23 protein-coding genes and 7 pseudogenes are annotated in these 25,530 nt (G+C 69.3%); 12 read left to right on the top strand and 18 right to left on the bottom strand.

Translation table 11 applies throughout. The annotated features are described in order from the left end of the window. Nucleotides 1–110 precede the first annotated feature (110 nt). Nucleotides 111–897: pseudogene (locus ACIGYR_RS17435) on the bottom strand (transcriptional regulator); the annotation flags it as partial. A gap of 47 nt (nt 898–944) precedes the next feature. Here ACIGYR_RS17435 and ACIGYR_RS17430 point away from each other — a divergent pair. After that, nucleotides 945–1,743 (top strand): annotated as a pseudogene (locus ACIGYR_RS17430) (IS5 family transposase). Nucleotides 1,744–1,780: 37 nt separating this feature from the next. Here the strand turns inward: ACIGYR_RS17430 and ACIGYR_RS17425 are convergent. The 3 genes and pseudogenes from ACIGYR_RS17425 to ACIGYR_RS17415 form a co-directional block, all read right to left on the bottom strand. Then, entirely contained in the window at nt 1,781–2,380 is a 600-nt protein-coding gene (locus ACIGYR_RS17425) for a DUF4145 domain-containing protein (RefSeq protein WP_399600188.1), read from the bottom strand. Nucleotides 2,381–2,777: 397 nt separating this feature from the next. Further along, nucleotides 2,778–3,296, bottom strand: a pseudogene (gene tpg / locus ACIGYR_RS17420) (telomere-protecting terminal protein Tpg); the annotation flags it as partial. A gap of 8 nt (nt 3,297–3,304) precedes the next feature. Then, nucleotides 3,305–3,514 (bottom strand): annotated as a pseudogene (locus ACIGYR_RS17415) (hypothetical protein); the annotation flags it as partial. Nucleotides 3,515–3,778: 264 nt separating this feature from the next. On the opposite strand from ACIGYR_RS17415, the gene ACIGYR_RS17410 reads away from it, so the two are divergent. Both ACIGYR_RS17410 and ACIGYR_RS17405 read left to right on the top strand, forming a co-directional pair. After that, nucleotides 3,779–5,200 (top strand): hypothetical protein, encoded by a 1,422-nt coding sequence (locus ACIGYR_RS17410; protein WP_399600185.1) that lies wholly within the window; start codon nt 3,779–3,781, stop codon nt 5,198–5,200. Between the two features lie 309 nt (nt 5,201–5,509). Further along, nucleotides 5,510–6,391 (top strand): GNAT family N-acetyltransferase, encoded by an 882-nt coding sequence (locus tag ACIGYR_RS17405; protein ID WP_399600182.1) that lies wholly within the window; start codon nt 5,510–5,512, stop codon nt 6,389–6,391. A gap of 84 nt (nt 6,392–6,475) precedes the next feature. Here ACIGYR_RS17405 and ACIGYR_RS17400 read toward each other — a convergent pair. The 4 genes and pseudogenes from ACIGYR_RS17400 to ACIGYR_RS17385 form a co-directional block, all read right to left on the bottom strand. Beyond that, nucleotides 6,476–6,667, bottom strand: a pseudogene (locus tag ACIGYR_RS17400) (transposase); the annotation flags it as partial. Between the two features lie 2 nt (nt 6,668–6,669). After that, nucleotides 6,670–6,879, bottom strand: a pseudogene (locus tag ACIGYR_RS17395) (transposase); the annotation flags it as partial. Nucleotides 6,880–7,422: 543 nt separating this feature from the next. Further along, entirely contained in the window at nt 7,423–8,190 is a 768-nt protein-coding gene (locus ACIGYR_RS17390; RefSeq protein ID WP_399600179.1) for a helix-turn-helix transcriptional regulator, read from the bottom strand. A gap of 10 nt (nt 8,191–8,200) precedes the next feature. Continuing rightward, complete coding sequence (locus ACIGYR_RS17385) at nt 8,201–9,139, bottom strand: alpha/beta hydrolase (protein ID WP_399600177.1); 939 nt, start codon at nt 9,137–9,139, stop codon at nt 8,201–8,203. 256 nt (nt 9,140–9,395) lie between these two features. Here ACIGYR_RS17385 and ACIGYR_RS17380 point away from each other — a divergent pair, with 256 nt between their 5' ends. Then, the gene (locus ACIGYR_RS17380) at nt 9,396–10,559 is read left to right on the top strand and encodes a helix-turn-helix domain-containing protein (RefSeq protein WP_399600174.1); all 1,164 of its coding nucleotides are present in this window, start codon (nt 9,396–9,398) and stop codon (nt 10,557–10,559) included. Between the two features lie 718 nt (nt 10,560–11,277). Then, on the top strand, nt 11,278–11,739 hold the full coding sequence (locus ACIGYR_RS17375; RefSeq protein ID WP_391838206.1) for an SPW repeat protein: 462 nt from the start codon (nt 11,278–11,280) through the stop codon (nt 11,737–11,739). A gap of 290 nt (nt 11,740–12,029) precedes the next feature. Here the strand turns inward: ACIGYR_RS17375 and ACIGYR_RS17370 are convergent, their stop codons facing one another. From ACIGYR_RS17370 to ACIGYR_RS17360, 3 genes and pseudogenes are all read right to left on the bottom strand, one after another. Continuing rightward, nucleotides 12,030–12,338 carry a hypothetical protein gene (locus tag ACIGYR_RS17370; protein ID WP_399600172.1) on the bottom strand — a complete coding sequence of 103 codons (309 nt, stop codon included), beginning with the start codon at nt 12,336–12,338 and terminating at the stop codon, nt 12,030–12,032. A gap of 200 nt (nt 12,339–12,538) precedes the next feature. Continuing rightward, nucleotides 12,539–13,454 (bottom strand): annotated as a pseudogene (locus ACIGYR_RS17365) (hypothetical protein). A 152-nt stretch (nt 13,455–13,606) separates the two neighbouring features. Next, nucleotides 13,607–13,750, bottom strand: a complete 144-nt coding sequence (locus tag ACIGYR_RS17360) for a hypothetical protein (RefSeq protein ID WP_399600170.1) — start codon at nt 13,748–13,750, stop codon at nt 13,607–13,609. Between the two features lie 82 nt (nt 13,751–13,832). Between ACIGYR_RS17360 and ACIGYR_RS17355 the strand changes: the two genes are divergently transcribed. Next, nucleotides 13,833–14,363, top strand: coding sequence for a hypothetical protein (locus ACIGYR_RS17355; RefSeq protein ID WP_399600168.1), 531 nt, complete (start codon nt 13,833–13,835; stop codon nt 14,361–14,363). Between the two features lie 137 nt (nt 14,364–14,500). On the opposite strand, the gene ACIGYR_RS17350 is transcribed toward ACIGYR_RS17355, so the two are convergent. Beyond that, complete coding sequence (locus ACIGYR_RS17350) at nt 14,501–14,725, bottom strand: hypothetical protein (protein WP_399600166.1); 225 nt, start codon at nt 14,723–14,725, stop codon at nt 14,501–14,503. A gap of 254 nt (nt 14,726–14,979) precedes the next feature. Here ACIGYR_RS17350 and ACIGYR_RS17345 point away from each other — a divergent pair, with 254 nt between their 5' ends. Together ACIGYR_RS17345 and ACIGYR_RS17340 are read left to right on the top strand one after the other, a co-directional pair. Next, nucleotides 14,980–15,345, top strand: coding sequence for an STAS domain-containing protein (locus tag ACIGYR_RS17345; protein ID WP_399600163.1), 366 nt, complete (start codon nt 14,980–14,982; stop codon nt 15,343–15,345). A 569-nt stretch (nt 15,346–15,914) separates the two neighbouring features. Continuing rightward, nucleotides 15,915–16,337, top strand: coding sequence for an ATP-binding protein (locus ACIGYR_RS17340; RefSeq protein WP_399600161.1), 423 nt, complete (start codon nt 15,915–15,917; stop codon nt 16,335–16,337). A 489-nt stretch (nt 16,338–16,826) separates the two neighbouring features. Here the strand turns inward: ACIGYR_RS17340 and ACIGYR_RS17335 are convergent, their stop codons facing one another. Next, nucleotides 16,827–17,279, bottom strand: coding sequence for a DUF6098 family protein (locus ACIGYR_RS17335; RefSeq protein WP_399600158.1), 453 nt, complete (start codon nt 17,277–17,279; stop codon nt 16,827–16,829). Nucleotides 17,280–17,314: 35 nt separating this feature from the next. Beyond that, a complete protein-coding gene (locus ACIGYR_RS17330) occupies nt 17,315–17,542 on the bottom strand; it encodes a DUF5133 domain-containing protein (protein WP_399600156.1) in 228 nt (75 codons plus the stop codon). 282 nt (nt 17,543–17,824) lie between these two features. Here ACIGYR_RS17330 and ACIGYR_RS17325 point away from each other — a divergent pair, with 282 nt between their 5' ends. Further along, nucleotides 17,825–18,391 (top strand): dihydrofolate reductase family protein, encoded by a 567-nt coding sequence (locus ACIGYR_RS17325; protein WP_399600154.1) that lies wholly within the window; start codon nt 17,825–17,827, stop codon nt 18,389–18,391. 91 nt (nt 18,392–18,482) lie between these two features. Here the strand turns inward: ACIGYR_RS17325 and tap are convergent, their stop codons facing one another. Then, nucleotides 18,483–20,600 carry a telomere-associated protein Tap gene (gene tap / locus ACIGYR_RS17320; RefSeq protein ID WP_399600151.1) on the bottom strand — a complete coding sequence of 706 codons (2,118 nt, stop codon included), beginning with the start codon at nt 20,598–20,600 and terminating at the stop codon, nt 18,483–18,485. A gap of 275 nt (nt 20,601–20,875) precedes the next feature. Here tap and ACIGYR_RS17315 point away from each other — a divergent pair, with 275 nt between their 5' ends. Further along, nucleotides 20,876–21,481 (top strand): dihydrofolate reductase family protein, encoded by a 606-nt coding sequence (locus ACIGYR_RS17315; protein ID WP_399600149.1) that lies wholly within the window; start codon nt 20,876–20,878, stop codon nt 21,479–21,481. Nucleotides 21,482–21,707: 226 nt separating this feature from the next. Here ACIGYR_RS17315 and ACIGYR_RS17310 read toward each other — a convergent pair whose 3' ends face one another. Continuing rightward, the gene (locus tag ACIGYR_RS17310; RefSeq protein ID WP_399600146.1) at nt 21,708–22,154 is read right to left on the bottom strand and encodes an anthrone oxygenase family protein; all 447 of its coding nucleotides are present in this window, start codon (nt 22,152–22,154) and stop codon (nt 21,708–21,710) included. Between the two features lie 90 nt (nt 22,155–22,244). On the opposite strand from ACIGYR_RS17310, the gene ACIGYR_RS17305 reads away from it, so the two are divergent. Next, nucleotides 22,245–22,823, top strand: coding sequence for a TetR/AcrR family transcriptional regulator (locus tag ACIGYR_RS17305; RefSeq protein ID WP_399600144.1), 579 nt, complete (start codon nt 22,245–22,247; stop codon nt 22,821–22,823). 24 nt (nt 22,824–22,847) lie between these two features. Here ACIGYR_RS17305 and ACIGYR_RS17300 read toward each other — a convergent pair whose 3' ends face one another. Together ACIGYR_RS17300 and ACIGYR_RS17295 are read right to left on the bottom strand one after the other, a co-directional pair. Beyond that, entirely contained in the window at nt 22,848–24,143 is a 1,296-nt protein-coding gene (locus ACIGYR_RS17300; protein ID WP_399600142.1) for an MFS transporter, read from the bottom strand. Then, nucleotides 24,140–24,679, bottom strand: coding sequence for an ArsR/SmtB family transcription factor (locus tag ACIGYR_RS17295; protein ID WP_391836764.1), 540 nt, complete (start codon nt 24,677–24,679; stop codon nt 24,140–24,142). The genes ACIGYR_RS17300 and ACIGYR_RS17295 overlap by 4 nt, the downstream gene beginning before the upstream one ends. Nucleotides 24,680–24,959: 280 nt before the next feature. On the opposite strand from ACIGYR_RS17295, the gene ACIGYR_RS17290 reads away from it, so the two are divergent. After that, nucleotides 24,960–25,520: a hypothetical protein gene (locus ACIGYR_RS17290; RefSeq protein WP_399600139.1), complete on the top strand. Its 561-nt coding sequence runs from the start codon at nt 24,960–24,962 to the stop codon at nt 25,518–25,520. Nucleotides 25,521–25,530 lie beyond the last annotated feature (10 nt).

Here is a 25,530-nt window from a genome sequence, read left to right as displayed (position 1 = left end):
CATGACAAACATGCCTGACGATCAATCTGCACCCGCGATAACGGCGGCCCGCACGGCACGTACGGGGCCGCGGAGGTCGAGAACGCTCACCCCGTCGATCGGCGCTGTCACGGGTCCAGGTACGCGCCGGTCTCGCGGCGCAGGTACGCCTCGATCGGGTGGACGTCGTAGCCGAGCTCCTGGGCGTAGGCGACGGTGTGCGTCTGGTACCAGGCAGGTCCCGTCGGCCGGGAGCCGTCCGGCGTGAACGGCGAGGGCAGGCGCGGGTCCAGCTCGATGTGGGACAGGTCGACCAGCCAGGAGCCGGGGATCTTCGGGTTGAACTTCGGGGCGTGCAAGTGGTCGGGAGCGCTGAGGCCGACGACCAGGCGGGCTGCGGCGGCGAGGAACGCGGTGTTGAGGTCCAGGCCGACCGCGAAGGGCATCATGCACTTCTCATCGCTGAGCGAGTCCACCGACTGCACCCCCTGGTGCGCCTCCTCGTTGAGGAACCCGCCGGTCCAGCCGGAGTTCACCACGACGGGGTGCTCCGGGGTGGCCTCCGGCGGCGCCGGGTCCATCGGCTCCGTTCCCAGCGAGCCCGGGTTGTGGCCCGAGATCCAGTTGCCGGTCTCCTCATCGCGCTCCGGCTTCGTGGCGGGCGCAGCGCCGTCATCAGCTCCAGGCCGAGACGGCGGTGGATCCGCGCGGGGTGATGACCCGCTGGGCGTACACCCCGAGGACGCGGGCGATGTCGGCCGGCTCCATCTCGGCAACACCGGGCCAGGACCGCTCATCGAGGGCGTCCCACGACAGGATCGCCAGCTGCACACACTGCCGCTCGCGGCCCTGCGCCTTGCGGTAGATCCGCACCCACGGGCCGAAACGGCGCTGCGTGAGCTGCCACTTGGCCTTAGACGCCGTTTCTTATGGCGTGACCGTTCGTTGAACCTTGCATGGCGGATCTGGCTGAGCGGTTGGTGCCGGATGAGTTGTGGGTGCTGTTCCGGCGGGTGGTGCCTCCGATAGAGGTGAACCGTCCGCAGGGCGGGGGTCGACGGCGGGCGGGTGACCGTGAATGCCTGGCAGCGATCATCTTCGTGGCGACCTCGGGCTGCACCTGGCGGCAGTTGCCGCCGGTGTTCGGGCCGGCCTGGCCCACCGTCTACCGGCGCTTTGCGCGGTGGAGCCAGGAGCGGGTCTGGGCCAGGCTCCACCGCGTCATCCTCGATGAACTCGGTGGCAGAGGTGAGCTGGACTGGTCGCGGTGCGCGATCGACTCGGTCAGTGTCCGGGCGGCAAAGGGGGGCCACTGACGGGACCGAATCCGACCGACCGCGGCAAGCCGGGATCGAAAATCCACCTGGTCACGGATCGGAACGGACTGCCTCTGTCACTGGGCATCTCCGGCGCCAACATGCACGACAGCCTCGGCTTGAAGCCCCTTGTGCGCGGGATCCCGCCATCCGCTCCCGCCGTGGGCCCCGCCGCAGGCGCCCTGCCAAGCTCCACGCCGACAAGGGCTACGACTACGACCACCTGCGGCAATGGCTCCGTCAGAGGGGCATCCGCCAGCGCATCGCCCGCAAGGGCATCGAGTCGTCCCACCGGCTGGGCCGTCACCGCTGGGTGGTGGAGCGGACCGTGTCCTGGCTGGCCGGCTGTCGCCGCCTGCACCGCCGCTACGAGCGGAAATCCGAACACTTCCTTGCCTTCGTCGGCACAGCCGCGGCCCTCATTTGCCACCGTCGACTCACCAACTGAAACAACGCCTAAGGCTCATCGAGTTTGCAGTGCGCGCCTAGGGACTGCCCACCACAGCGCCGTTGGTGCTCGCCGTGGAGCTGGCGTTCTTCCGGGCCTGCCGGGCAGCGGCCTGAGCAGCCGTCTTCGCCGGCGCGATGAAGACCCCTTCGAGCACCATGTCCATCAGCTCAACGATCGACTCCGCTTCTCCGGCACTGATCGGATCGTCGACCAGGTCACCATGGGCGGCGTCGTTGCCGGCGAACCGGACTTCATGTGCGGCATCCCGGACGTGCTCATAGATCAGGCGCTGAGCGTAAAGAGCGTCGATCTTCGCCACGAGGTTGCCCGTCGTGATGCCCTTCGCCTTGGCCGTCGCCTCCACGGTCGTCCGCGCCATCAGGACGGCAGCCTGCACGTTGCCCACCCGCAGCGAGCTGTGAGCCTCTGCCGCTGCCGCAGCAATGGCCTTGGGCACGCTGTCGGGATACTCCTTCACCGGAGGCCTGTCGGGAACCCACCGCAGAAAGACGCCGTCGTCCTCGTCGCCTTCGTGGGCAACCAGTGCGATGCTCGCCGCCTTACAGGACGGGCAGGTGTACATCTCCCAGAACGTCGGCGCAGCGCGCGGACGTCCGTCGGGGGTCTTGGACACAACTGCGTTCCGGCCTGTCACCGTCACACTGAACGGAACGAATTGCATCGCTGCGAATGCACCACACCATCCGCAGTTCGCTGTCGGCACTCTCATGGGGGAAGCCTAGAGAGGCAACCGTACCGACGGTCCTGATTTTCCGACTGCCTGCGTTTGTATGCGCGTTCGCCCAACCCGGCCCGGGAACGAGCGCGGAGGCCCCGCCGACAGGCAGCACCGGTATGCGCGCCCCGATCCCCGGCTGGGTCCGCGCCGCCCATCCCGCCGGCCCTCCCTCTCCCGCGACTCCAGCCAAGGGACATAGGCGAAAGCGGGCCGCAATGGGGATGTCAGCACCTCGACCACGCCCGTACGCCGCGGTCCCGCAACCTGCCCCGGCTTTCCAGGCGACGGTGGGTCAGAGGTCGAACTCCAGGTGCTCGATGTCGGTGAAGCGGACTTCCTCCAGCTGTCCGGCGCGGCGGCCGTTGTCCTGGAAGTACACCTCTTTGAGTGCTTCGGCGGCGATCTGCTGGAGCTGCTGGTCGGTGGCGCCGGCCTGCTGGGCGTCGAAGAGGCGGGCGGCGTGCTGCGGCGGCAGGGCGACCGTCAGGTGCCGCAGGCGGTCTTCGTCCGTCGTCCCGATAGGTGCGGTGTAACCGATCCGGGCGCGGGTGTCGATGACGATGCCGCCGGTGGTCGCCGCCTTCTGCCGCGCCTTGGCACGGATCTGCGGCTGCCACCGCTTCTTCACCTCGGCCTCCAGGCGGGCGGCGAGGTCCGGGCGGGGCTTTTTGATCTGGTCCTTCACGTACCGCTCTACAGTGCGCTGGGAGATCCGCAGCATCCGGGCAACCGCCTTGGTGCCCTTGAGCTGCTTGACCAGGTATCGCATCTGCGCGCCCGCGTTCTTGGGCACCGGGCGGGTGAATGCCTCATCGCGGTCTACTCCCCGGTGTCCTGGTCGGTGACGGTGCCGTCTTTGACGTACCGAGCGAGGTTGAGGTCCGGGGCGTTGAACTGCTCGCGGACGCCCTCGCCCCACAGCACGCTCTGGGTGCCCTCCCACTTCCCCAGCCCGGGGTTCACGCCGAGCTTGAAGCCTCCGGGCAGCGGCTTGCCGTCCCGGTAGGGCAGGAAGTCCAGCGGCGACGGCCGGAGTCGCGTGGAGCGGGTGTCCGGTCGGCGGTACCGAAAGGCGTCAGGTCACCGCCGGTGGCAGCGATGGACTCAGCACCGAGCCGCGGCCCCGTGCCGGGCAGGCTGCGAGCTGTCACGGAGTTCAGCGCGGACGCGGCCGGTACCGTCACCCGGTCCGTGTTCTGCGGGTGCGGGACGACGTCACCGCGGCAGACGTGCCACCGGGCGCCTATGCTGCACCGAGCATTTCAAGATCATCTGAACGAAACTCATGGGGACATGAACAAGTACACAGTGACGGCCGTCGGCCTCGTCCTTGCGCTCGGGCTGGTCTCAGGCTGCGGCTCCTCCGGCGGCTCCGACTCCGCGCCCAGGTCGAAGGACGGCAACTCGGCCGGCCCTGACGGCACGACGCCCAAGGGCCCCGCGTACAGCGGACCCGCGATACCCGGCCTCGCCGCCCGCCCCGCGTGGAGTCTGCCGCCCGCTGACGCCATCGACCTCGGTGGCACCCTTCTGTTCGTCAAGGATGCCCAGGGCACGTACGCCAGCGGTCACGGGTACACGTGGGAGCCGGTCGACGGCTCGGTCGGAACCCTCCACTTCACCGACGACCCGGAACCGGCCACCTTGGAGTTCCGGGATGTGAAGACCGGGCAGGTGCGCAAGACCCTGAAGGTGAAGACCGATCGCGTGGCCGCCACGACCTGGCACGACGGCGTCCCGGCGGTCGCAGTGTTCGCCGGTGCCACGACGGAGTCGGACGGTCTGAGCGAGGAGAAGACCACCACCGAGGTCACCGTCTACGGCGGTGACGGCACCCAACTGGGGAAGGCCACGATCGAGGGCGACGAGTTCGACCTCCACGAGGGGTACATCATCGAGCAGGAGGGTGACGAGAGCCTGATGCTCACGCCCGTCGACGGCGGCGCCGCCCGCAAGGTCACCTGCACCGGACAGCTGGCGAAGTGCACCTTCGACCCGCGCAACAACGAGATCGACGGTGGCCAGGCCCACGCGCCCTTGATCACCGGCAAGTACGCCTTCCACGTGGAGAACGCCTCCACCTACGAGGACGAGCCCGAACAACTCGTCATGACGGACCTCGCCACCGGCAAGAAGGCTTGGAGCACCGCAGACGTCACCCCGCCGGCGGGCGTGGAGCTGGACGAGGACGGGAAGCGCACCAGCGGTGCCCTCCGGGTCCTCGACGTGCGCGACGGCCGTGTCCTCACCGCTTGGGGTGCGGGCGCCCTCGCTCCCGACACCTGGGTGACGGCGACGTACGACATCACGAGCGGCAAACAGGTCGGCGGCTCCTCGAAGTACTCGTACGAGGACAGCCCCACCGACACCGTCAACACCGAGGGCTCCTCCGTCTTCGCCCCTGACCACACGCTGGCCGCTGCTCACACGGAACAGGGCACCGCCGTGTGGCAGCCCGCCGACGGCAAGGAGGTCTGGACGCAGAAGGAGGGCGAGAAGGCGATGAACCCGCTGCGCTTCTCCCCGAACGGCATCCTCTACGGCACCACGAAGGACGGCTTCAGCCCGAGCGTGTTCCTCGCAGTCGACGGCCGTACCAAGAAGGTGCTGGCCAAGAGCCTGCCCGAGGAGAACATCCCGCTCTTCTCACAGCAGTCGGGGTACGGCTACATCAGCACGCAGAAGGGCTTCTTCGTCTTCCCGGCCCAGGGCTAGTGGCGCGTCGACCGGCTCGGGTTCTGCCGGCCGGCACAGCGCGGGTGGGCGTGGTGTGCCAGCCAGGTCGATGAGGCAGTGAGCTTGTGCAGCGCTCCACCGATCGCACCAGAGCCTCGGCGTCCGCGACCCACGAGGCTCCCGTGCCGTTGGAGGAGGTGTTCTAGCCGCAACCACTGGTCGCGGGGGCCTCGTTGACTTCCCTGTCCCAGCAAAGTCCCTTCCGCAGCAGCGTGGTCATGCACAGCGACCACGTCCTGGTCCTTGACCGGCCGGGCGCCTACTGGACGCCAGGGGAGATCATGAGCCATGCCCTTCGACGACTGGTACCTGACGGACGACCTCACGGAATACCTGGCCCGCGCCGGCGGTTTCCTGCGTTCCCGGCCGGACCGGCACACCGTGCAGCTCACCGTGACGGAGAATTTGCGCGTCCGCGGCGGACGGCACTACGGCGACGCCCCGCCCGAGTTCGGGAGGCTGGAGGCGGACGGCGCCGTGCGGGCAGCCTTCTTTCGCACCCCGCCAAACCCCCTCGTGGTCACCTCGCTGACCGAGGAGGAGGCCGACGGCCTCGCCCGCCGGCTGGCTGCGGCCGGGCGCATGCTGGGCGGCGTCAACGCCGACCGCGACACCGCCGCCGCCCTCGCCGCGGCATGGGAACGGCACACCGGCGCTCCGTCCGTTCTGTACAAGCGCCTGCGCCTGTACAGGCTGGGGGAGCCGACGGTGCCGCAGCCGGTGCCGCCGGGCCGGGCCAGGGCGGCCGGAGCCGCGGACCGCGCGCTGATGGCGCGCTGGTACGCGGAGTTCTGCGCCGAGGTCGGCGAGCCGGCCGGCCGCGACCCCGGACACTGGGCCGACGACCGGGTGGAGCGCGGCGACCTGCTGTTCTGGGAGACTCCTGACGGCACTCGTGTCTCCATGGCCGGTACGTCCCCCCGGGTCGCCGGGCAGATCCGGGTGGTCGCCGTGTACACCCCGCCGGAGTTGCGCGGCCGCGGCTACGCGGGTGCCGTCACCACCGAGGCCAGCCGTGCCGCGCGCTCCTCCGGGGCGGACGAGGTGCTCCTGTTCACCGACCTCGCCAATCCGACCAGCAACTCCCTGTACCAGCGCATCGGATACCGGCCGGTGTCCGACTTCGCGATCTACCTCTTCGGCGACCGGAACCGCCCCGCTCCGGGGTGAGCCGGACGTGCAGCGGATGCTGCACCGCCCCGACCCCGCCATCATGGCCACGGCAGTGCGGCCGGCCCTGGCCGATAACAGCGGCTAACAGAATGACTTGAGTTGTCGGTGTGTGATCAGGCAGCAGGCGAGTTTGAGGAACGCTTCGTGGATGTCTGCTCGTCGTTCCCAGCGCACGCGCAGTCGGCGGAAGCCGTGGAGCCAGGCAAAGGTCCGCTCGACCACCCACCGGTAGACGCCGAGACCGGAGCCGTGCCCGGTGCCGCGTCGTGCGATGTCCAGTCCCTCAGCCGCCGCCAGCACGTCATGCCCGAACCGAACCCCGGTTCCTTCGGCAGGTGCTCCCACTGGATGTCCGTGTGCAGCACATACAAGATCCCGCACAACACCTGCCGGTCCGGCAACGGCTTCCGGCCCGGATACCGGAACCGGCGCTCCCGCCTCGGCAGCAGCGGCTCGATCCGCTCCCACAACTCATCCGACACGATCCACGGCGATGCCCCATACACCCGCAACGGCCCAACCCACCGCACGGATGCGGCCCACCGCACCACCTCACCTCATTGTGTTAGCCGCTGTAAAAGGCGACGACGTCCACCACGCCATGCTCGCGAATCGCCCACCTGCACAACCTCATCCCTGCCGGGTGATGTAGAAATCAGCAGGCCACCAGAAATGTCAGAGATCATTTACGGAGCATTCCCAAACGTCCCGAGTCGCTCGGTGGGGCCTCCGCACCCCTCCCCCTTCCGAGAAAGGGAACTGCGGCACCAAGACGGGCTGCCTGCGAGTCTGCGCTCCAGCCATGCTCCGCACCCCACTCGTCATACTTCTGCGTAAGGCACTGGTGCTCGACCACGCACGCCGGGGTGAAGAGCGCACTAGCTATATCGAGGAACTGAGCGAGGGGACGACCTACACCGAAGAAGAAATTCCCCACCCAACTGTCGCTGTCGCCGGGACCCTTGACCGGTGCCGCACAGTCTCGTGGAAGACCGGTTCGGGCGCAGCGATTGCCCGCGTTGGAGTCGCTAGTGCCGTGACCGTGAAGGTTCACCGGGGTGGTGCCTTCGGTTTGCTGAAGGCGGGGGCGTGAGTGAAGCGAGCGTGGTGGGTTGCACGGCGTCGGCTGCGGCCGAGCCGCGTAGCAGTTCGGTCAGGTCGTAGGGCTGAGCCTGTTCGGTGGTTGGAGCCGCTGCTGTGATGCGGTCCAGCCGGAAGCCCCGGCCGGCCTGTCGCGTGCGGCACCAGGCGATGAGGTACCACTGGCCGTCGGCGTTGAGCAGTCCGGCCGGTTCTACCGCGCGGTCGCTTTCGCGACCTGCCGCGTCGTTGTAGGACAGCCGTAGCACCGTGTTGGTGGTGAGGGCTTGTTCCACTGCGGCGCGGACTGTGGAGTCGGTCGGCGAGGACAGCGTGACGATCCGTGCGGCGAGTTCCTGTGCCGCCGCCGCGGCGGGGCCGGTCATCGAGGCCGCGATCTTCTGGGCTGCTGTGCGGGCCGCGCCGGCGTACGGGGTGGAGGCGTCGGCCGCGGCGAGGGCGACGGCCAGCGCCGAGGCTTCATCGGCGGTGAAGTGGATCGGGGGCAGGGTCATCTCCGGGTCGATCGACCAGCCCCCGCCCCGCCCGGGTGTGGTGCGTACCGGGACACCGGTCTCCATCAGCACCTGGAGGTCGCGCTGCACCGTACGCGTGCTGACCTCGAATCGCGCGGCCAGCGCCGCGACCGTCAGCGGCCGCGGCGCCGCCGCGCGCAACTCCTCCACCAGCGCGTACAGCCGGGCAGTGCGGTTCATGCCGGCGACGCTACCGTCCCGCGGTGGACAGGAAGTCCCGCTCGCGCCGCAGTTCGCGCTCGGTGACGGTCAGCGGGAACAGCGTGAAGCCATGCATGGCCCCGGCGACGACACCGAGCTGCACAGGCGCGCCTGCCGCCTGCCACCGCCCGGCCAGGAACAGCGAGTCGTCCCGCAGCGGATCCTCGGTACCGACGACGATCCGGGCCGGCGGCAAACCGGCAAGGTCGGCGAACAGCGGTGAGACCTCGGGATCACGGCGCTGCTCCGCCCCCATGCCCGGTGTGAACAGCTCATAGGTCCGCCGCAGCGAGTCGGTATTGCTCAGCAGCCGCTTGGAGCCGAACGATCGCTGGCTTGGCGTCATCGACAGGTCGTAGGGGCCAAAGAGCAGGTGCGCCGCCCGGAACGCGCCGGTGATGCCGTGCCGGTCGCGCAGGCGCAGCAGCGTCACGACACTGAGGTGGGCACCGGCCGATTCACCGCCGATCAGCAGCCGTTCGGTGCCGAACTCGGCTGCGGCGTGCTGTACCAGCCACCGGGCGGCCGCTTCGCAGTCGTCGGGCCCGGCGGGGAACGGGTGTTCCGGTGCGAGACGGTAGTCCACGCTCACCACGGCCAGCCGTGCCCGCTCGGCGAGCAGCCATAGCCTCTCGTCCTGCCCGTCCGCGGAACCGAACGCCCAGCCGCCTCCATGGATGTGTAGGTACACGCCGTCAACGTGGTCCGGCACGAACACCCGTACCTTCACCCCGCCCTCAACGACGCGGTCTTGGCCATGCGGCAGTCTTACCGGTGGTGTGTCGCCACCGAGCCGGTTACGCCGCAGGCTGGCCAGCAGGGCTGCGTCCGGCGCCGCTTCGCGCACCGGTCGGTTCGCGGCAGCGGCCTCGAATTGGTCGTTGAATGCCAGGGTCTCGGTGAGGCAGTCCTCGTCTGTGATCGTCATGCTGGCGACGGTCGCAGCCGTCCGCGACAACGTCCTGTCACTATTTCCCGGTGAGCCGCGTCACCCTCCTGTCGTATCACCTACCAGGCCACCACCCAGCCCCGCGGACCGCATGACCAGCGTCGTCCCCGTCCAGCGGCGCCGCCCTGCTGTGACCAGAATCCATTCACCAGGCCGGCATCGACCAATCTCGTGCCTATCCCTACTGAGCGTCGGTTGGACGTGACGACACGTCCGATCGACGCGGGGAGACCGGATGGCACAGCCGGTGAGGCTACGGAGACTGACCGAGCAGGAGGTGCAGAAGCTGCAGCGGACCGCGCGCCGGGGCACTACCAGCACGGTGCGGTTCCGACGGGCGATGATGCTGCTGGCCTCGGCGGGCGGGAACAGCGTTCCGGTGATCGCGCGGCTCGTGCAGGCCGACGGGGACACCGTCCGCGATGTCATCCACCGCTTCAACGAGATCGGGCTGGCTTGCCTGGACCCTCGGTGGGCGGGAGGCCGTCACCGCCTGCCGACACCTGACGAGGAGGACTTCGTCATCCAGACGGCCGCCACTCGCCCCACCAAGCTCGGCAAGCCCTTCACCCGCTGGTCGATCCGGAACCTCGCCGACCACCTGCGCTGCAACATCGCCCGCACGATACGCATCGGACGCGAGGCCCTGCGACTGCTGCTGGCCCGCCGCGGGATCACGTTCCAGCGCACCAAGACGTGGAAGGAGTCCACCGACCCGGACTTCGATGCCAAGCTGGAGCGCATCGAGTACGCCTTGAACGAGCGGCCTGATCGGACCTTCGCCTTCGACGAGTTCGGTCCGCTGGGCATCCGCCCGACCGCTGGCTCGTGCTGGGCCAGGCAGGGCAAGCCCGACCGGCTGCCGGCCACCTACCACCGCACCCACGGCACCCGCTACTTCCACGGCTGCTACTCCGTCGGCGACGACACCCTGTGGGGAATCAACCGGCTCCGCAAGGGCACCAAGCCCACCCGGGGCGCCCTGGAATCGATCCGTGCGGCCCGTCCGGACGGCGCCCCGATCGAGGGCCGCGACGCTGTCACCGGACCGCATCGAGGGCCGCGACGCTGTCACCACCGCGATCGGCATGCGATGGGCCTGACCGGACCTGCTGCACCGCGTGTGCCGACCGTATCGTGGAGCGTTCATTTTGCGTACCAAGTACGTACGGATGCCATCGGGGTGCTGCGGTTCTGCGGGACTCCGTCCACCGCCACTCCCCCTCCCGCTGATCCACTTCATCCAGGGTCAGACCGGGCGCGGATGCGACCAGCGCATCGATCCGATCGAAACAGCTCACGGCGATGTGCAGATCCTGCCGATCCGTGCCGGCCGGCGGCGCGCCTGGTCCTGTCCACACCCGATGGGCGGCTGTGCTCCGCGCTTCCTCAGCTGTGATAGAGCGCTGGTTGGAGCACACCTACGAGGTAGTTCCCAAGGGCCGGGAATCGCACCTGCTTGATCTGGACGAGGAACTGTGCGCGTTGCTGGAAGAGGCCACCTGAGGCCCCGCAGGCATTCGGTCGCGCGGCGTGCCCACGGACCCGCAGCCCGGAGTGGCGAAAAAAGGGCCCGAAGTCCTGAGTGGCGGCGAAGCCCCAGGCGCCACTTCTGCCGCCAAGACGCCCAGCTCCTGCTGCTGGTCGGCGGTCAGCGATGCGCCCGGCTGCCTGCGGTAGACGCACAGCGTGCCCGTGCAGTGTCCCTGGGACGTGATCAGAAGAAGTCCGTACACGGCGCGCATACCCGCCGCCAGGAGGGCCTGGCCGGCGGATCAGCCGCCAGAACGGTGTCGGCCGCCACGTCGGGCCTTCGGCCATGGTGACGGCAAGGAGCGTCGAGCCTGGCTGAAGCGCACCACCGCCAGCAACTCGCGTGAAGCGGGCCGGATCCGAGATCAACGGCTGCGATACGGCGGCCGGACGGCTGCCACCACCTCCCCCACCCTGCAAGCGCGCCCCGAAGGCAGGAATCCCGCACCCGGCTGCGCCGAAGAAGTAGCCCGGTGCGGGATCTCTCTTCACGCTGGTTTGCCTTCGCCCGCTGGGTACTCGATGCCAGAAATGCCCACTCCCAGACCAAGGTGACCGTAATGACCACTTCTCACGGGCCGTCCATGGAGACCCACCCCGATCTCATCGACATGCGGCAACGGCACGAAATCGCCGAACGCGCCACGAGCACCCCGCAAGGCCAGGCCGTCGGCATGCTGGCCTTCCTCACCGGTATCTATCTGGCAGCGTCACCGTGGATCACCGGGTTCAACGGCCTGTCCACCCTCGCCGTCAACAACCTCCTCGTGGGCCTCGCCTACGCCCTGCTGATGAGCGGGGGCTTCGGCCGAGCCTACGAACGCACTCACAGCATGGCCTGGGGAGCCTGCCTCCTGGGCGCATGGACGATCATCGCGCCCTGGGTGGTGGCAGGCAACGTCAGCACCACCAAGACCATCACCAACAACGTCATCACCGGCGCCATCGCACTCCTGCTCGCACTGGCTGCCAGCGCCGCCGCCCGAGCTGCCGAATCACCCAAGATGCGACGCGGAACGGCGACGCCGTACCCATCGGGCCGCTGACCTCTGTGCCGTCGGCCTCGTATGAAGGCGTCACAGGGTTGGCGCCTTCTGAACGCGCATGTCTGGGCGATAGGCACGAGCCCGGCACAGCAGGCCGCGCCATAGGGCTTCGGCCGCGGTACGACCCTTCCAACAGGGCAGGAGGCAGAGAGGTCCCCACCGGCCGGGTTGCTCAGCGATGACACGGAAAGCCCGTCCGTCACCAAGGGTTCGCCGCTCCGGGACTGAGAGCCTGGCCGGGGGCGATCATGGCGGCCTGCGCTCGCATGGCGTAGCCGCCGGTGCGGCGCTCATGGGCGGGGATGGACGCGATGCCAGCGTGGGCGTGCGTCGCTGCCGCGGCGTCCGGCCACGGAGGCGCAGCGTGGGCACACCCGCTGCACCCGGTCGGCGGCGCCGCCGGATTCAGGGTAGGTGTCGGGCCAGCTGACGTGCGGGAAGCGCGTGAGTTGCGAGCGACTGAGGGACAGCCCGCAAACGGTCTCGTTGCGGCCCGGCTCCCAGGCATGGACCTCGCCGGCGGGTAGCCTGCGCCGGCCGTCCTCCTCGTCGGTCCACTGCCCGGAGGCGGCGACTGCGTACTGCTTGCCGCGTTTCATCGACTGGACCGCCTCGTGAGAGGCCTGTTCTCGTTCACTTCGGCACCGTCCTCCACTGGGGTGGTACGCCCCCTCTGCTCGGGCCGGCGCGCGCCCTGTCCCCCACCTATCGGCGCCGGCGCCGCTGGCCAGGGGCTGAGCGCTGCGTGCCTGAGGGTTGGGCCCAGGGCCGTGCCTCCTTCGAGTCGCAGCGAACCCTCCTATCGAGCCGTCACTCGCAGGGTTTCGGCGGTGGGGTCGGCGGCATCGGGGATGAGCATGCCGGCGGCCACGCCACTGGTGAGGTAGTCGACGACTTCGCGGGTAATGACCTCGCCGGGGGCGACGACGGGGACACCGGGCGGGTAGGGGCTGATCGTCTCGGCCGCGACGCGCCCGACGGCCTGGGAAGCGGGGACGTGTTCGGCGGTGGCGAAGAGTCACGCGGGAGCATGGCCTGTTCCAGCTGCAGCGCGCGGGGCTCGGGCAGGCGGACCGGCGGCCGATTCTCGATCGTGCCGGCGTCTTCGACAAGGCGGTGCAGGGAGTCGATGAGGAGGTTCTCCGTCCGGCCGTTGTCGGCGTGGGTGATCTGTGCGCTGATCCGGCAGGTGTCGGAGGACCCGATGTCTACATGGCAGTGGGCACGCAGCCATTCGGTGGCCTGCATACCGTGCGCGGCGTACGTCGTCGGGCTCCGGCGGGTGGGCCAGGTGCCGTTCGGCGTCGAACTTCGGATGCACCCACACCGGGTGGACACCGTTGACGATGACGCCGGCGATCACCGACTTGTGGGCGTTGCGCGAGACGAGGAGCTTCTCGCCCGGTCCGGCCACCGCCAGCATGGCCGTCTTGACCGACAGGGAGCTGCCGCAGGTGGAGAAGAAGGCTTGTTCCGCGCCGACCGCGTCGGCCATCAGTTCCTCCGCCTGGGTGAGCACCCCTTGTGACTCACGGCGGTCGTCGAGTCCGTTCAGGGACAGCACGTCCGAGGCGAAGACGCCCTCCCCCACCACGTCGAGGACGCGGGGATCGGCTCCCAGCCCCTGCTTGTGTCCGGGAGGCCCGTACACCACGTCGCCGCGACTCCGGAACTCCTGCAGTGCCTTCCAGGACAGGGGCACGGGAGTGATCCATCGCTGCTCTCCTCGTCGGGGGGCTTTTCGGTGACCGCACGCCCGGCGTGCGTCAGGATGCCGGCCTGTGCAACCCCCGTCCGGGTTGCACGGGTGCCGGGGACCGAAACGGAACGGCGTCGGAGCACCATGCGGCGGATGCGTCGCTGCCGCTCAGGCGCGCAGCCGACGGGGGAGGTCTTCGAGCAGGTAGGCGAGGGACTCGGCGCCTTGGAGCAGTGCCTGCGCCTCGGCCTTCTCGTCGGAGTCGAGCGGGCGGGCGGGCGACGTTGAGACGTGTACGAGGCGATGGGGCATTCGCCGTGAGGCATCCTCTGTGCGCGTGCGAGTTCGGTGGGCGCGATGGTGAGCTCAGCCAGGCTCGGGTACCCGTGGCGGCATGATGAAGCGCGCGCTGTGGCAGGGCCTCATCGCCGGTGCGGCCGGGGTGGGGGTGATGACGCTGGGTGAGAAGGCCGAGCAGCGCCTGACCGGTCGGCCCAGCTCGCACATTCCGGCACGCACCCTGGAGCGAGTGACCGGGCTGCCGGAGCGGCGCGGGCGGCAGCCGCTACCGGTGAACTGGGCGATGCACTACGGCCAGGGCGCCCTGCTCGGTGTCCTGCGATCGGTGATGGCCCATGCCGGGCTGCGTGGCCCCTGGTCGTCGGCGAAGTTCACGGTGGTCCGGCTGACCAACGACCAGATTTTGGAAAATGCCACGGGAGTCGGAGCCCCACCGCAGACCTGGCCGCGCCAGGAACTCATCGTGGATCTCTTGCACAAGGCCGTCTACGCCTTCGTCACCGGAATCGTCGCCGACGCCCTGGCCGCCCGCTCCGGGCCCGGGCCCGGACAGCGGCACGCTGCGCAATCAGGTCGTCACGCGGACGCCGGGCCGCTGCCCCGCCGGGAGGCGTACGGACGGTGAAAGCCAGCGGGCGGTGGAGGCGGCACCCGGCCCCCAACCAAGACCCCCCAGCCCTCAGCAACGGCGTCGTGATCCATGCGGAACCGGACAAGCGGGGCGCCCGCCGGTACAGACGTAGAAGGTGAGCTGGCCGCAGATTACGGCGCGGTCATGGGGTCACGGCGCGAGGAACGTTCGACCGGGTGGACGTTGCAGCCGAGTTCCTGGCGCAGGTGACGGTGTGCGTCTGATACCCGGGGCGGACCGTCGGGGCGCTCGCCGGCCGTCGTGAACGGCGAGGGCAGGCGCGGATCCACCTCGACATGGAACAGCTCGACCAGCCAGGAACCGGGGTGCTTGCGACGGCCCTTGACCACTGCCATCCACTCCTCATCCCGTACGGACTTGGGGTTGCCGCCGGAGTCGGCTGGGTCGGCCTTGGAGGATTTGCGTGCGGCTGCGAGCTCGTGATGTTCATCGAGCGGAGACCCCACTACGCTTGCACTATGACAACGAACTCCACTCGGCTACGAGCGGCGATCGGGCGGCGGCTTCGGCGAGTACGTCGCGCTGTGGTCGTGGGGCGGAATCCTCCGCGCACGCGCCGTCCGGCCTGGTCCGGGCGCAGTTGAGGACGGTGACCGACATCCACAAGCAAAAGCGGCCGGGCCGGTTCTCCGTCCACTCCGAGGTGGTCGACGGCATCCTGGTGGTGACGGTGGACGGCGAGATCGACCACGATGTCATGGGCGACTTCGGTCGGGCCCTGCTGTCCGAGGACGCCACAGCACCGCCCCGGATCGTGGTGGATCTCAGCGGTGTGACGTTCATGGACTCCAGCGGGATCAACGTCTTCATTGCCGCCTACCGCCGCGTGAGCGAGGCTCAGGGGTGGCTGCGCATCGCCGGCGCCCAGGACCCGATCCTGGATCTGATGGAGATGGTCGGCATCGACGCCCTCATCGACTGCCATCCCGGCGTCGAGCAGGCCCTGAAGGCCTGACACTCCTACCGCGGACGATCAGGGCCTCACCGTCGGGCGTTTCTTCGACGGAGTGCCCCTGCTGGACCAGCACACCTGCCACTGCCGCCTCGACCATCGCTCGCATACGGTCGCCGCTCGGAGCCCGGCCGGCTTGTTCACGGGCCAGAGAAGTGAACCCGTCCGAGGCGGTCCAGCTGACCAGGACCCCGGCATCCACCTCCGTCACCCGCAGTCCCGGGACGCCGCTCTCCGCGTTCCCCAGTTCATGGAAGCCGGCCTGGAACAGGGCAGAGCGCACCTGCGACATAAGGTCAGCAGACGCGCCAGGCACTCCAGCCGCCTGCCCGCAAAAGCACAGACCATGGCACCCGATTTCTCTGACGTCGATCATGCAGACGGCTGGCACGCGAGGCTCAGACGCGCGTGCGAGACAAAAGCGACCACGGGCGAAAGACCGACCCGTGTCGCCGGGCGGGTGCCCGGCATGGTCGAATGTTCGCTCGTTTAGGGGTAACGGGACATGAGGCGGATGTATGGACCTGGTTGGGCAGGACGAGAGCCAAGAGCCCCTCGTTGAGCGTCCGATCATGGTGTTCGTCGCGTTCGAGGGCAGTGAAGAGATCGCCGCCGCCCGCGACACCGCACGCGACTTCCTCACCTCCGTACAAGCCGTGCACGGACTGCCCGTGTCGAAACGGGCCTTGGGCATGGTGCAACTGGTGGTCAGCGAGCTGGTCACCAACGCCCGCAAATACGCACCCGGACCCTGCCTGCTCGACCTGGAAATATGCGGCGGCACCGTTGAGATCAGCGTGTGGGACAGCAGCCCCACCCTGCCCTCGGTACTGGCGCCCGACCCCGGCCGGATCGGCCAGCACGGTCTGGAGATCGTGATGGCGGTGTCCCAGAGCTTCGCTGTCCACCGCGAACCCGTCGGCAAACGGATCACCGCAGCCGTGGTCCTCGCCGACGACCCCGACGGAGACGTCGCCGGCCACCGGGCCCTGTAGCGCCCACCGCCCCGCCCACTCTTAAGAAGCGGCGTGACGGGCGAGAGCCGCGCGCACGGTGTCGAGCGCTTGGGCGCGGCTGTCGATGGCCAGGGTGAGTATCTGGGCGGGGCACGTCACGACGTGACGCCTTTCCCCGACTGGCCCCGTCAGGCAAAGGTGATGCGGTCTACGCGGCGTACGTCGAACGCGCCTCGGCCGCGGGCCGCTTTTGCATGCGTGCGCGGCAGCCGGCGTCCTCGGCATGAGGGAGAGCGCCTTTGACCACCTTGTACGGGTCGGACTGCTCACCCACTCCGAAATGGTCTAGGGACGCCTCACTCTCAGGTCCGCCTCTCTCGGCAGGCCGGCCTGGACCGGCTCGCCCGAAGCCGCCGCATCGACTGGCCGGCCATCCACGCGGTCCACCGGGTCCCCGCTCGCCTCCCTCCCCGCCCAGAAGACGGCCGAACAGTGAACGGCAGGGTGGGGTAGAGCGACTCCTCCTACTCACTTGGTTTCCTCGCGGGCGAGGGGGCCCCACGGTCCGGGCTGCTCGGTGATGATCCGGCACGCCTGCGTGATGACGTGATCAGCGATCCAGCCGAGAGGCTCAACGTCTCTCACCAACGGTTCGTTGTCCGGGCCGCGGGCGGCTTCGACACCCTGCAGCACCCACGGCCGAGCACGGGCGTCCTTGACGTGGGGAAGGTGGCAGTAGTCGTACAGCCGGCGGGCGACCCAAATGTGTGCGGGACGCTCGCCCCACCACTCTTCGATGTCGAGCGGATTGGCCGACAGGCCCGGGAGCTGGACACCGGTCAGGTCGTCCCTGCTGCTCGCTCGGGGCAGATCGCGTTCCGGGCCGCGGGACCAGCGCACGTAAAGGCCATGGCAGCCGGTGACGAGCCGGGTGAGCTCGTCGAGGCTGGCCAGAACCGGCAGGTTCGCTGTCGTGCTCATCGTGCTGGTAACTCGGGGCGACGGCCTGCTACGGGTCAGGTGGTGAGGAGGGAGTCGTCCTGGGGGCGGGCGCCGGGCAGCTGGTGCCGGGCGGCGATGAGGGCTGCGTCGATGTCCTGGGTGCCGGTCGACACACACAGCGTGTACGCGATGTCGTCCATGCGCTGACGAACCTCGGCACTGCCGTCTTCGGCGTGCAGGATGCGCAGCGTGTCGTACTGCTCGATCAGGTTCCGCAGGACCGCGGGATGCGCCATGAGCATAAGTGTCGCCCCCTTGTTCACTTTCCCATGGGTAGTACATCGACCCGCTTACCCCGCGCCCCGGCCGCCACACCTGTTTCGGGACTGGACGGCCGGGGCTGCGTGTCGACGACAGATCCAGAGCGGATTCAGTCGGTGGACAGGGCCTGGAGCAGGTCACCGACCCCGCGGGTGCCGGCAGCACTGGTCCATGGCGTACCGGCGAGCCCAGATCGCGCACCGACGAGTTTCCCGGGCCGCGCTGGTCTATACGCCGGACACCCACGGACGGAAGGCTGCGCCATGCGGAAACTGATCTACGGCATGAACGTGACGCTGGACGGCTACATCGCCGCGGTCGGCGACGACATCGGCTGGAGCGGACCGCCGAGCGACGAGCTGTTCCAGTGGTGGCTCGACCACGAGCAGGCGAGTGGCCTGTCGCTGTATGGGCGCAAGCTGTGGGAGACGATGAGCTCCTACTGGCCAACCGGCGACCAGCAGCCCCACGCCACCCCGGCTGAGATCGAGTTCGCGCGGAACTGGCGGGACACGCCGAAGGTGGTGTTCTCCTCGTCGATCGACAAGGTCGGCTGGAACACCCGCCTGGTCACCGGCGACGCGATCGCCGAGATCACCCGGCTCAAGGCCGAGGACGGCGGCCCGATGAACATCGGCGGCGCAACGCTCGCCGGGGCGGCCATGCGCGCCGGGCTGATCGACGAGTACGCGATCGCCGCCTATCCGGTCCTGGTGGGCAGCGGCACGCCGTTCTTCACCGCGCTGGACAGCTGGGTGAACCTGAACCTGGTGGAGACGCGGACGTTTCCCGGCGGCGTGGTCCTGACCAGGTACGAGACGAGGCGCTGAGCAGCAGCACCCACGCGCTAGTCTCACGGTGATGTCGTAGACGACATCGGTACGACACGGCCCGTGAGATTACGGCATCAGCCGCGAGACCCTACTCGTCGCCGCCCTTGATGCGGCGGGCGGGGTTGTAGCCCTGTTCCATCAGGTCGACCGCCCACCGCATCGGCTGGACGCCCTCCAGCCTGGCCAGGCCGGGGGTGGGCCCGAGACGGAAGGCGCCGGGCTGGGGCTTGCCGGAGGCGCTGTAGGGCAGGAAGTCCAGCGGTGAGGGGCCGGGGCTGGGGTAGACGACGCAGTCCGACAGCACGGCAAGGGGGTACAGGCCCGTCATATTCGCCATGTTGGTGAGCTTGCGGTGCAGGTTGACCCGTGCCTTGGAGATGACCGCGGCCCGGATGTCGGGACGCCAGGTCGGCCGCTCCAGAGCCGGCCACCGTTCGCCCTCCTTGTAGCGCTTGCGCGGTGGGTGTTCGCGTAGCTTGCCGATGCCGCCCTTCACCGTGGCCTCGATGGCGGACAGAACGGCGGCCAGGGCAGGGTCGGCTTGCTTGTGGCGCTCCATCGCCGCCAGGAACTCGGCGTCGGAGAGGTCTCGGGTGACGCCGAGGTCGGCGAGTGTGTCGACGTACGCCGTCTTGAGCCGGTCGTGCCACGGGGCGAGGTACGCGCCGGTCTCACGGCGCAGGTATGCCTCGACCGGGTGGACGTTGTAGCCGAGTTCCTGGGCGTAGGCGACGGTGTGCGTCTGATACCAGGCCGGGCCGTCGGGGCGCTCGCCGGCCGGCGTGAACGGCGAGGGCAGGCGCGGATCCACCTCCACGTGGGACAGGTCGACCAGCCAGGAACCGGGGGTCTTCGGGGTGAACTCGGGGCTCACGAAGTGCACCGGCTCCGACAGGCCCACCACCAGGCGGGCCGCGGCCGCCAGGACGGCGGTGTTCAGGTCCAGGCCGACCGCGTAGGGAAGCTGGCACTCCTCATCGGTGAGCAGGCCGACGTCCCGGACCCACTGGTACGCCTCCTCGTTGAGGAAGCCGCCCGTCCAGCCGGAGTTCACCACGACGGGGTGCTCGGGGGTGGCCTCCGGCGGCGCCGGGTCCATCGGCTCCGTGCCCAGCGAGCCGGGGTTGTGGCCCGGCACCCAGTTCCCGGTCGCCGGGTCCTGTACTGCCTTCGTGGGCGGGCGCAGCGCGGTCATCAGCTCCAGGCCCGACGTTGCCGTGGAGCCGCGCGGGGTGATGACGCGCTGTGCGTAGACGCCGAGGGCGCGGGCGATGTCGGCCGGCTCCATCTCGGTCACTCCCGGCCAGGAGCGTTCATCGAGGGCACCCCAGGACAAGATCGCCAGCCGCACGCACTGCCGCCGGCCTTCGTGAGCTTTGCGGCAGACCCTGGCCCAGGGGCCGAACCCGCGACGGGTCAGGTGCCACTTCGCCTTCACCAATTGTTTGACCACTGCGTGGTCTTCTGGCAGGCGCTGCTCGTGGCCCTCCAAGCGCTCCGGCAGCCCGAGCTTCACAGCCGCCGATGCGGTCAGCACGATCAGCGGATCGGCGTCCTTGCCGTAGCGGTGCAGGCGCGGCGCCCCGAGACCGGATTCGGTAAGCGTCCACTCCCCCAGCTCCACGATGGTGGTGGCCGGGCAGTCCAGCACGATGCCGCCCGTGCCGTACGCACAGCCGTCACCATCCAGTACCGCGAGCGGACCATGCCGGAACCGTGGATCCGTCGTGGTGGGCTTCGCGGCCCCGGCCTTCTTCACGGCCGGACGCCGCGCCGGCGACAGCTGCTCGGGGCCGGCCAAGGCGGCAAAAGTGGCAGGAACCTCCGCCGATGTGGCCGGCTCCCCGGCAGACGATGCGGAGACGGTCACAGGTGTTTCAGGAGCGGCCGGAACGGCGGCTGTGCGGGAGGCGGCGGACGCGGTGACGGCAGCGGCGGAAGCAGGCGAGGGGGCGGGGGCCGGGTGCTTCGCCGCCCAGCCCTGCAGCAGCCGCTGGTACGCCGACAGCCGCGGCTCCTTCGGCTCCGAACGGCCGTTCTCCCAGTTCTTCACCGTCTGCGTCGTCGAGCTCAACACCTTCGCCAGACGCGCCTGCGTGATACCGGCAGCCTCACGAAGGCGCGCACGCTCCGCCGGAGGCGGCAGCGGCGGCTCCTCCTCCAGCAGCGCGTCCACCGCCGCGAACAACTCCTCCTGAGACGCCACACACACCACCTCACCAGCGACTTTAACCCGATATTTACCCTCATGCTTGTTTTGAGGAGCTGTGTGGGACCCAAGAGCCGGTCACCACTGCCGCCCCGAGAAGGGCGGAGCCGGCCCGTCGGGCAGCCCTCGGGGCAGCCCTCGCATGAACTGACCAAGTCGATCCCAAGCCACGTTGCTCCAAACGGCGGCCATGGTGGTGTGCGCCTGGGAAGTTCCCCGCCGATGAGTTCTCGGCAGTTGTGCCGTCTACCCGTCGACGAAGGGAGCGCACCATGCGCGAGATCATCGTTTGCACGTTCCTGTCGCTGGACGGCGTCATGCAGGCGCCGGGTGGTCCGGATGAGGACGCCGAGAGTGGATTCGAGCACGGCGGCTGGCAGAAACCGGTGGCCGACGACGAGGTCGGCACGGCCATCGCCGGTTGGTACGAGCACTCCGACGCGATGCTGCTCGGCCGCAAGACGTACGAGATCTTCGCGTCGTACTGGCCGACCGCCGATCCCGGCAACCCGTTCACCCATCGGATGAACGGCATGCACAAGTATGTGGCGTCCCGGACCCTGACGTCCGTCGAGTGGCAGAACTCCACGCTGCTGGAGGGCGACATCGTCGATGCCGTACGCAAGCTGAAGGCGTCCGACGGCGGCAAGATCAATGTCGTCGGCAGCGGCGACCTCGCCCAGACCCTCATGCGGCACGATCTCGTCGACGAGTACCGGCTGACCATCCATCCGGTGATCATCGGCACCGGCAAGCGGCTGTTCGCCGACGGAGCGATCCCCACTGCGCTGGAGCCGGTCAGCGTCTCGACGACGAAGGGCGGCACCGTCGTCGGCGTCTACCGGTCGAACGGTAAGCCCAGCTACGACAGCTACTAGGTGTATCCGGGGATGACCTTGGTGACAGTCGGCTGGTCGGGGGCCGGCCTGCGGGCGCGGTATGTCGGCGTCGAGTGTTGTAGAAGGTCAGTCAGCCACGGCGCCGGCGCGCGGTCGCGTTCGGTGTTGCTGGTGAAGACCTAGGCGCCTTGCGAGTCTTCGTCAGCGGGGTGAGCTTCGGGGAGCTTGCTGAGTCGTGTGGGCCCTGATCAGGCCAGCGGTGGTATCAGGTGAGGGCGGCGACGAGCAGGGTGAAGGCGGCGATGATGACGGCGACGCGGACGTAGTGGTAGCGGTCCCAGCGGCGCAGCTGCTGCTTCCAGTCGGCGGGCCGGTTGTCGGGGGTCCAGGTCTTGTTTCGGTTGTTGATCGGGACGAGCAGCAGCATCGACATGACCACGCTGACGATCAGCAGTCCGGCGGCGGTGATGACGAGTCCGGCGCCGTGGTGGTGCCATCCGGCGATGGCCCAGATCGCGCTGAGGACGAGCGAGCCTACGTACCAGAACGGCATCAGGGCGCCGAGCATCCGGCCGCCGTGGGCGTGGCCGAGCTGGCCGCTGTCCTCGGGAAGCGCGTCCAGGATCCGGTTCATGATGAAGGCGACGGAGAACTCCACCCCCACCATGAGCCCGACGACGACGGTGGTGATGACCTCGAGTGCGTTGAGCATGACGACCCCTCCGTGAACTAGCGTTGCTAGCTGATGAGGCAACGCTAGTACTGCTAATGCTCGATTGTCTAGCGATGCTAGGATCGATGCATGTCGGTACAGGAACGCAAGCAGCGCGAACGGGCGGAGCGCGAGCGCCTCATCGTGGCGACAGCCCGCGAACTCGCCGAGCAGCAAGGCTGGGACGCAGTCACCACCCGCCGGCTCGCCGAGCGCATCGAATACAGTCAGCCCGTCCTCTACAGCCACTTCCGCGGCAAGCGCGAGATCATCGGCGCCGTCGCCCTTCAGGGGGCCGCCGAACTGGCCACGGCGGTGCGGGCCGCGACCTCCGCCGCCGACGGCCCGCGCGCCCGGGTCGCCGCCCTGGCCCGCGCCTACCTCGACTTCGCCGCACGCAACCCGGCGGTCTACGACGCCTTGTTCCAGCTCGACGGCGGCCTGGCGTACGCGCAGGAGGACACCCCCGAGCCTCTGAAGGACGCCTTCGCCGCCCTGCTGGAGACTCTCGGCGAGGTCGCCGGCGACGGCGTCCCCCCGGGGTTGTTCACCGAGGTGTTCTGGGCGGCCCTGCACGGCCTTGCGACCCTGACCCGCGCGGGCCGCCTGCTGCCAGAGGACGCCGAGCCGAGGGTGGAGCTGCTGGTGGACCGGCTCGCCATGGTCTGACACACCGTCCCGGCAGGCCCGCAGTCACAACACGTCGGGTGCACTCTCCCGGGCGGGATCCTTGGATGCCGGGTGATCTGGACCGCCGGCCGGGGCGGCGGCACGCAGCGCCGCTTCGACCCGGCGGTTGCTGGTCATGGATGCCGTGACGGCCGTCATCGCCAGGAGGAGGACGGCGGCGGCGTAGAGCGGGGTGCGGATGTCGTAGGTGGTGGCCAGCCAGCCGCCGAGGAAGGCCCCGACGGGGGCGGCGCACATGGCCAGCATGCGGGAGGTGGAGGCGACCCGGCCCATGAGGTGGGCCGGGACGATCGCCTGCCGGAGGGAGGGAGCGAGCACCATCGTGGCGCCCATGCCGGCCCCGCAGACGGCGAGCGCCAGCCCGGCCACGTACGGGTTCGGGGCAGCGGCCAGGCCCAGGATGGCAAGCCCTTCGACGGCGGCCGTGCAGGTCAGTGCGGTGCCGGTGCCGAGTCGTCGGCCAAGGTGGGAGGCGATGCCTGCACCGAGCAGGCCGCCGGTGGCCTCCGCCGTGAGGAGCAGGCCGAAGCCGTAGGTGTCGATGCCCAGGCGGTCGTGCGCGAAGAGTGCGAGGACGGTCTCCACAGCGAGGAAGGCGACGTTCCCGACCGCCGGGCGGAGCGCGAGCCCGAGCAGCACCCGGTCCCGGAAGACGTACGAGGCCCCGGCCCGCGCCTGCCGAAGCAGCGACTCGCGGACCTCCGGCACGGGGCGGGGCGTGGCGGGCAGCGTACGGACGAGCAGTGCGGAGAGCAGGAACGACACCGCGTCGGCGAGCAGCGGAACCGCCCGCCCGAGCGCGAGCAGCGCACTGCCCGCAGGCGGCCCCGCGAAGCCGGACATGGCGGTCTGGGCGCCGCGCAGGCGGGAGTTGGCGCGCTCCAGGAGTGCGGGGTCGCGGCGGAGCAGATCCGGCAGGTAGGCCGTGGCGGCCGTATCGAAGAAGAGTCCGCCGAGGCCGAGCAGGAAGGCGACGGCCGCGAGCAGCGGAATGCTCAGCACGTCGAGCACGGCCGCCGCCGCGGGTATCGCCAGCAGCACCGCACGCGCCGCGTCCGCGACCCACATCGTGCGCCGGCGGTCCCAGCGGTCCACCAGCGCACCACCGAGCACCCCGAAGAGCAGCCACGGCAGCGTCCCGGCGGCCGTGACGACGGCGAGCGCCATCGGATCCCGCGTCAACGTCAACGCGATCAGCGGCAGCGCGGCATGCGACACCCCGTCACCGAGCGAGGACACCGTCTGTGCGGTCCACAGCCGTCCGAACCCGGTCGGCAGCGTCCGGACGTCTGAGGTCACTTGGCGCCCCCTTCGGCCTGCTCGCGCGATGCCGGGTGGAACAGCGCGAAGACGAGTGACGCGTCCGGCAGCGACGGATCGGACAGCTTCCGGTACTCGTCCGCCAGAGCCTGCAACCGCTCCCCCAGCTCCGCGAACTGCTCCTCGGTGAGCCGCAGATGCGCCATCCGCACATGCCGCTCGGCATCCACCGGCGACGCCTCCAGGTCCGCCACCGCATGGCGCATCAGCACATCCGGCCCTCCCTCGCCCGGATCCGGCAGCACGATCGCCCGCGCGGCCATCGCGTAGTACCGCTCGGTGACACCCCGCACCTTCCGCGTCCGTACCACCTTCACCAGGCCGGCCCGCTCCAGCAGCCGTACGTGATAGCTGGAACTCCCCTTCGCAAGGCCCACCCGCTCGGCGATCTGTGTGATCGTCGCGGGCTCGAAGCGGAGCACGGCCATGATCCGGTGGCGCGTGAGATTGGAGACGGCGCGCAGCTGCTCGTCCGTGGTGACGTGAATCGTCTCGGGTAGATCATCGGCAGGCATGCGAGCAATGGTCAACGATTCTTGACCATTGGGCAAGGGGATTTCGCGCGGACTTCCGGAATCTGCTGTAGACATGAGCCGGGGCCATGACGACCGTTCGGTAGCCAGCGCACGACGCGGACGCGCGCGTTCCTCGGGCCGGGGCGTGGGAGTGGTCGGGCTCCGGCAGCACCGGCGAGAAGGCCCTGCCCGGGTGCGTGCTTCATCATGCCGCCACGGGTTACCCGACTGGCGCGCTCACCACTACTTGACAAACGCACACCCACGGCGGAGGCCCCGGATGAATGCCCCATCTCCCTCGGACACGTCTCGACGCCGTCCGCCCGCTCATGGCGCGGACATGAAGTTGCTCGGCATCTATCTCAACGACCATTTGGCCGGCGCCACCGCGGGCACGCTGCGGTCCGGGTACCTGGCGCGGGCCACCCGCGGTTCCGCCCTGGGGCGGGCGGTCGCTCCTGTCGCCGCCGAGATCGCACAGGACCGGGCGGCGCTGCTGAGCATCATGCGGGACCTGGGCGTCCCGGTTCGCCACTACAAGGTCTGTGCGGGCTGGGCGGGCGAGAGGCTGGGACGGCTGAAGGGCAACGGGCGCCTGATACGGCGCTCACCGCTCACTAACGTGCTGGAGCTGGAGGGGCTGCGGCTCGGGGTGGAGGGCAAGGCAGCCGGATGGCAGACCCTGCGCCGGCTCAGCACTATCGACCAGCGCCTTGATCCGGGGCAGCTGGACGTGCTGCTGGAGCGGGCCCGGCAACAGCAGAAGACGTTGGAGGAGTGGCGCGTCCGCGAGGTCGAGACGGTCCTCCACCCCACGAATGATCAGGCAAGCGGAGAGTAGGGCGGGGTGG

The organism is Streptomyces sp. NPDC053076 (assembly GCF_044546845.1).
GTDB lineage: Bacteria > Actinomycetota > Actinomycetes > Streptomycetales > Streptomycetaceae > Streptomyces.
This window is presented reverse-complemented; position numbering and strand designations above follow the sequence as displayed.

Bases quoted from the DNA above. Each gene is read 5' to 3' on its own strand.
- ACIGYR_RS17380 (WP_399600174.1), top strand. From the start codon at position 9,396: ATGGCACAGCCGGTGAGGCTACGGAGACTGACCGAGCAGGAGGTGCAG.
- ACIGYR_RS17390 (WP_399600179.1), bottom strand. From the start codon at position 8,190: ATGAACCGCACTGCCCGGCTGTACGCGCTGGTGGAGGAGTTGCGCGCG.
- ACIGYR_RS17315 (WP_399600149.1), top strand. From the start codon at position 20,876: ATGCGCGAGATCATCGTTTGCACGTTCCTGTCGCTGGACGGCGTCATG.
- ACIGYR_RS17330 (WP_399600156.1), bottom strand. From the start codon at position 17,542: ATGCTCATGGCGCATCCCGCGGTCCTGCGGAACCTGATCGAGCAGTAC.
- ACIGYR_RS17325 (WP_399600154.1), top strand. From the start codon at position 17,825: ATGCGGAAACTGATCTACGGCATGAACGTGACGCTGGACGGCTACATC.
- ACIGYR_RS17350 (WP_399600166.1), bottom strand. From the start codon at position 14,725: ATGGCAGTGGTCAAGGGCCGTCGCAAGCACCCCGGTTCCTGGCTGGTC.
- ACIGYR_RS17340 (WP_399600161.1), top strand. From the start codon at position 15,915: ATGGTGTTCGTCGCGTTCGAGGGCAGTGAAGAGATCGCCGCCGCCCGC.
- ACIGYR_RS17410 (WP_399600185.1), top strand. From the start codon at position 3,779: ATGAACAAGTACACAGTGACGGCCGTCGGCCTCGTCCTTGCGCTCGGG.
- ACIGYR_RS17290 (WP_399600139.1), top strand. From the start codon at position 24,960: ATGAATGCCCCATCTCCCTCGGACACGTCTCGACGCCGTCCGCCCGCT.
- ACIGYR_RS17385 (WP_399600177.1), bottom strand. From the start codon at position 9,139: ATGACGATCACAGACGAGGACTGCCTCACCGAGACCCTGGCATTCAAC.
- ACIGYR_RS17360 (WP_399600170.1), bottom strand. From the start codon at position 13,750: ATGCCCCATCGCCTCGTACACGTCTCAACGTCGCCCGCCCGCCCGCTC.
- ACIGYR_RS17370 (WP_399600172.1), bottom strand. From the start codon at position 12,338: ATGAAACGCGGCAAGCAGTACGCAGTCGCCGCCTCCGGGCAGTGGACC.
- ACIGYR_RS17295 (WP_391836764.1), bottom strand. From the start codon at position 24,679: ATGCCTGCCGATGATCTACCCGAGACGATTCACGTCACCACGGACGAG.
- ACIGYR_RS17375 (WP_391838206.1), top strand. From the start codon at position 11,278: ATGGAGACCCACCCCGATCTCATCGACATGCGGCAACGGCACGAAATC.
- ACIGYR_RS17310 (WP_399600146.1), bottom strand. From the start codon at position 22,154: ATGCTCAACGCACTCGAGGTCATCACCACCGTCGTCGTCGGGCTCATG.
- ACIGYR_RS17405 (WP_399600182.1), top strand. From the start codon at position 5,510: ATGCCCTTCGACGACTGGTACCTGACGGACGACCTCACGGAATACCTG.
- ACIGYR_RS17355 (WP_399600168.1), top strand. From the start codon at position 13,833: ATGATGAAGCGCGCGCTGTGGCAGGGCCTCATCGCCGGTGCGGCCGGG.
- ACIGYR_RS17335 (WP_399600158.1), bottom strand. From the start codon at position 17,279: ATGAGCACGACAGCGAACCTGCCGGTTCTGGCCAGCCTCGACGAGCTC.
- ACIGYR_RS17305 (WP_399600144.1), top strand. From the start codon at position 22,245: ATGTCGGTACAGGAACGCAAGCAGCGCGAACGGGCGGAGCGCGAGCGC.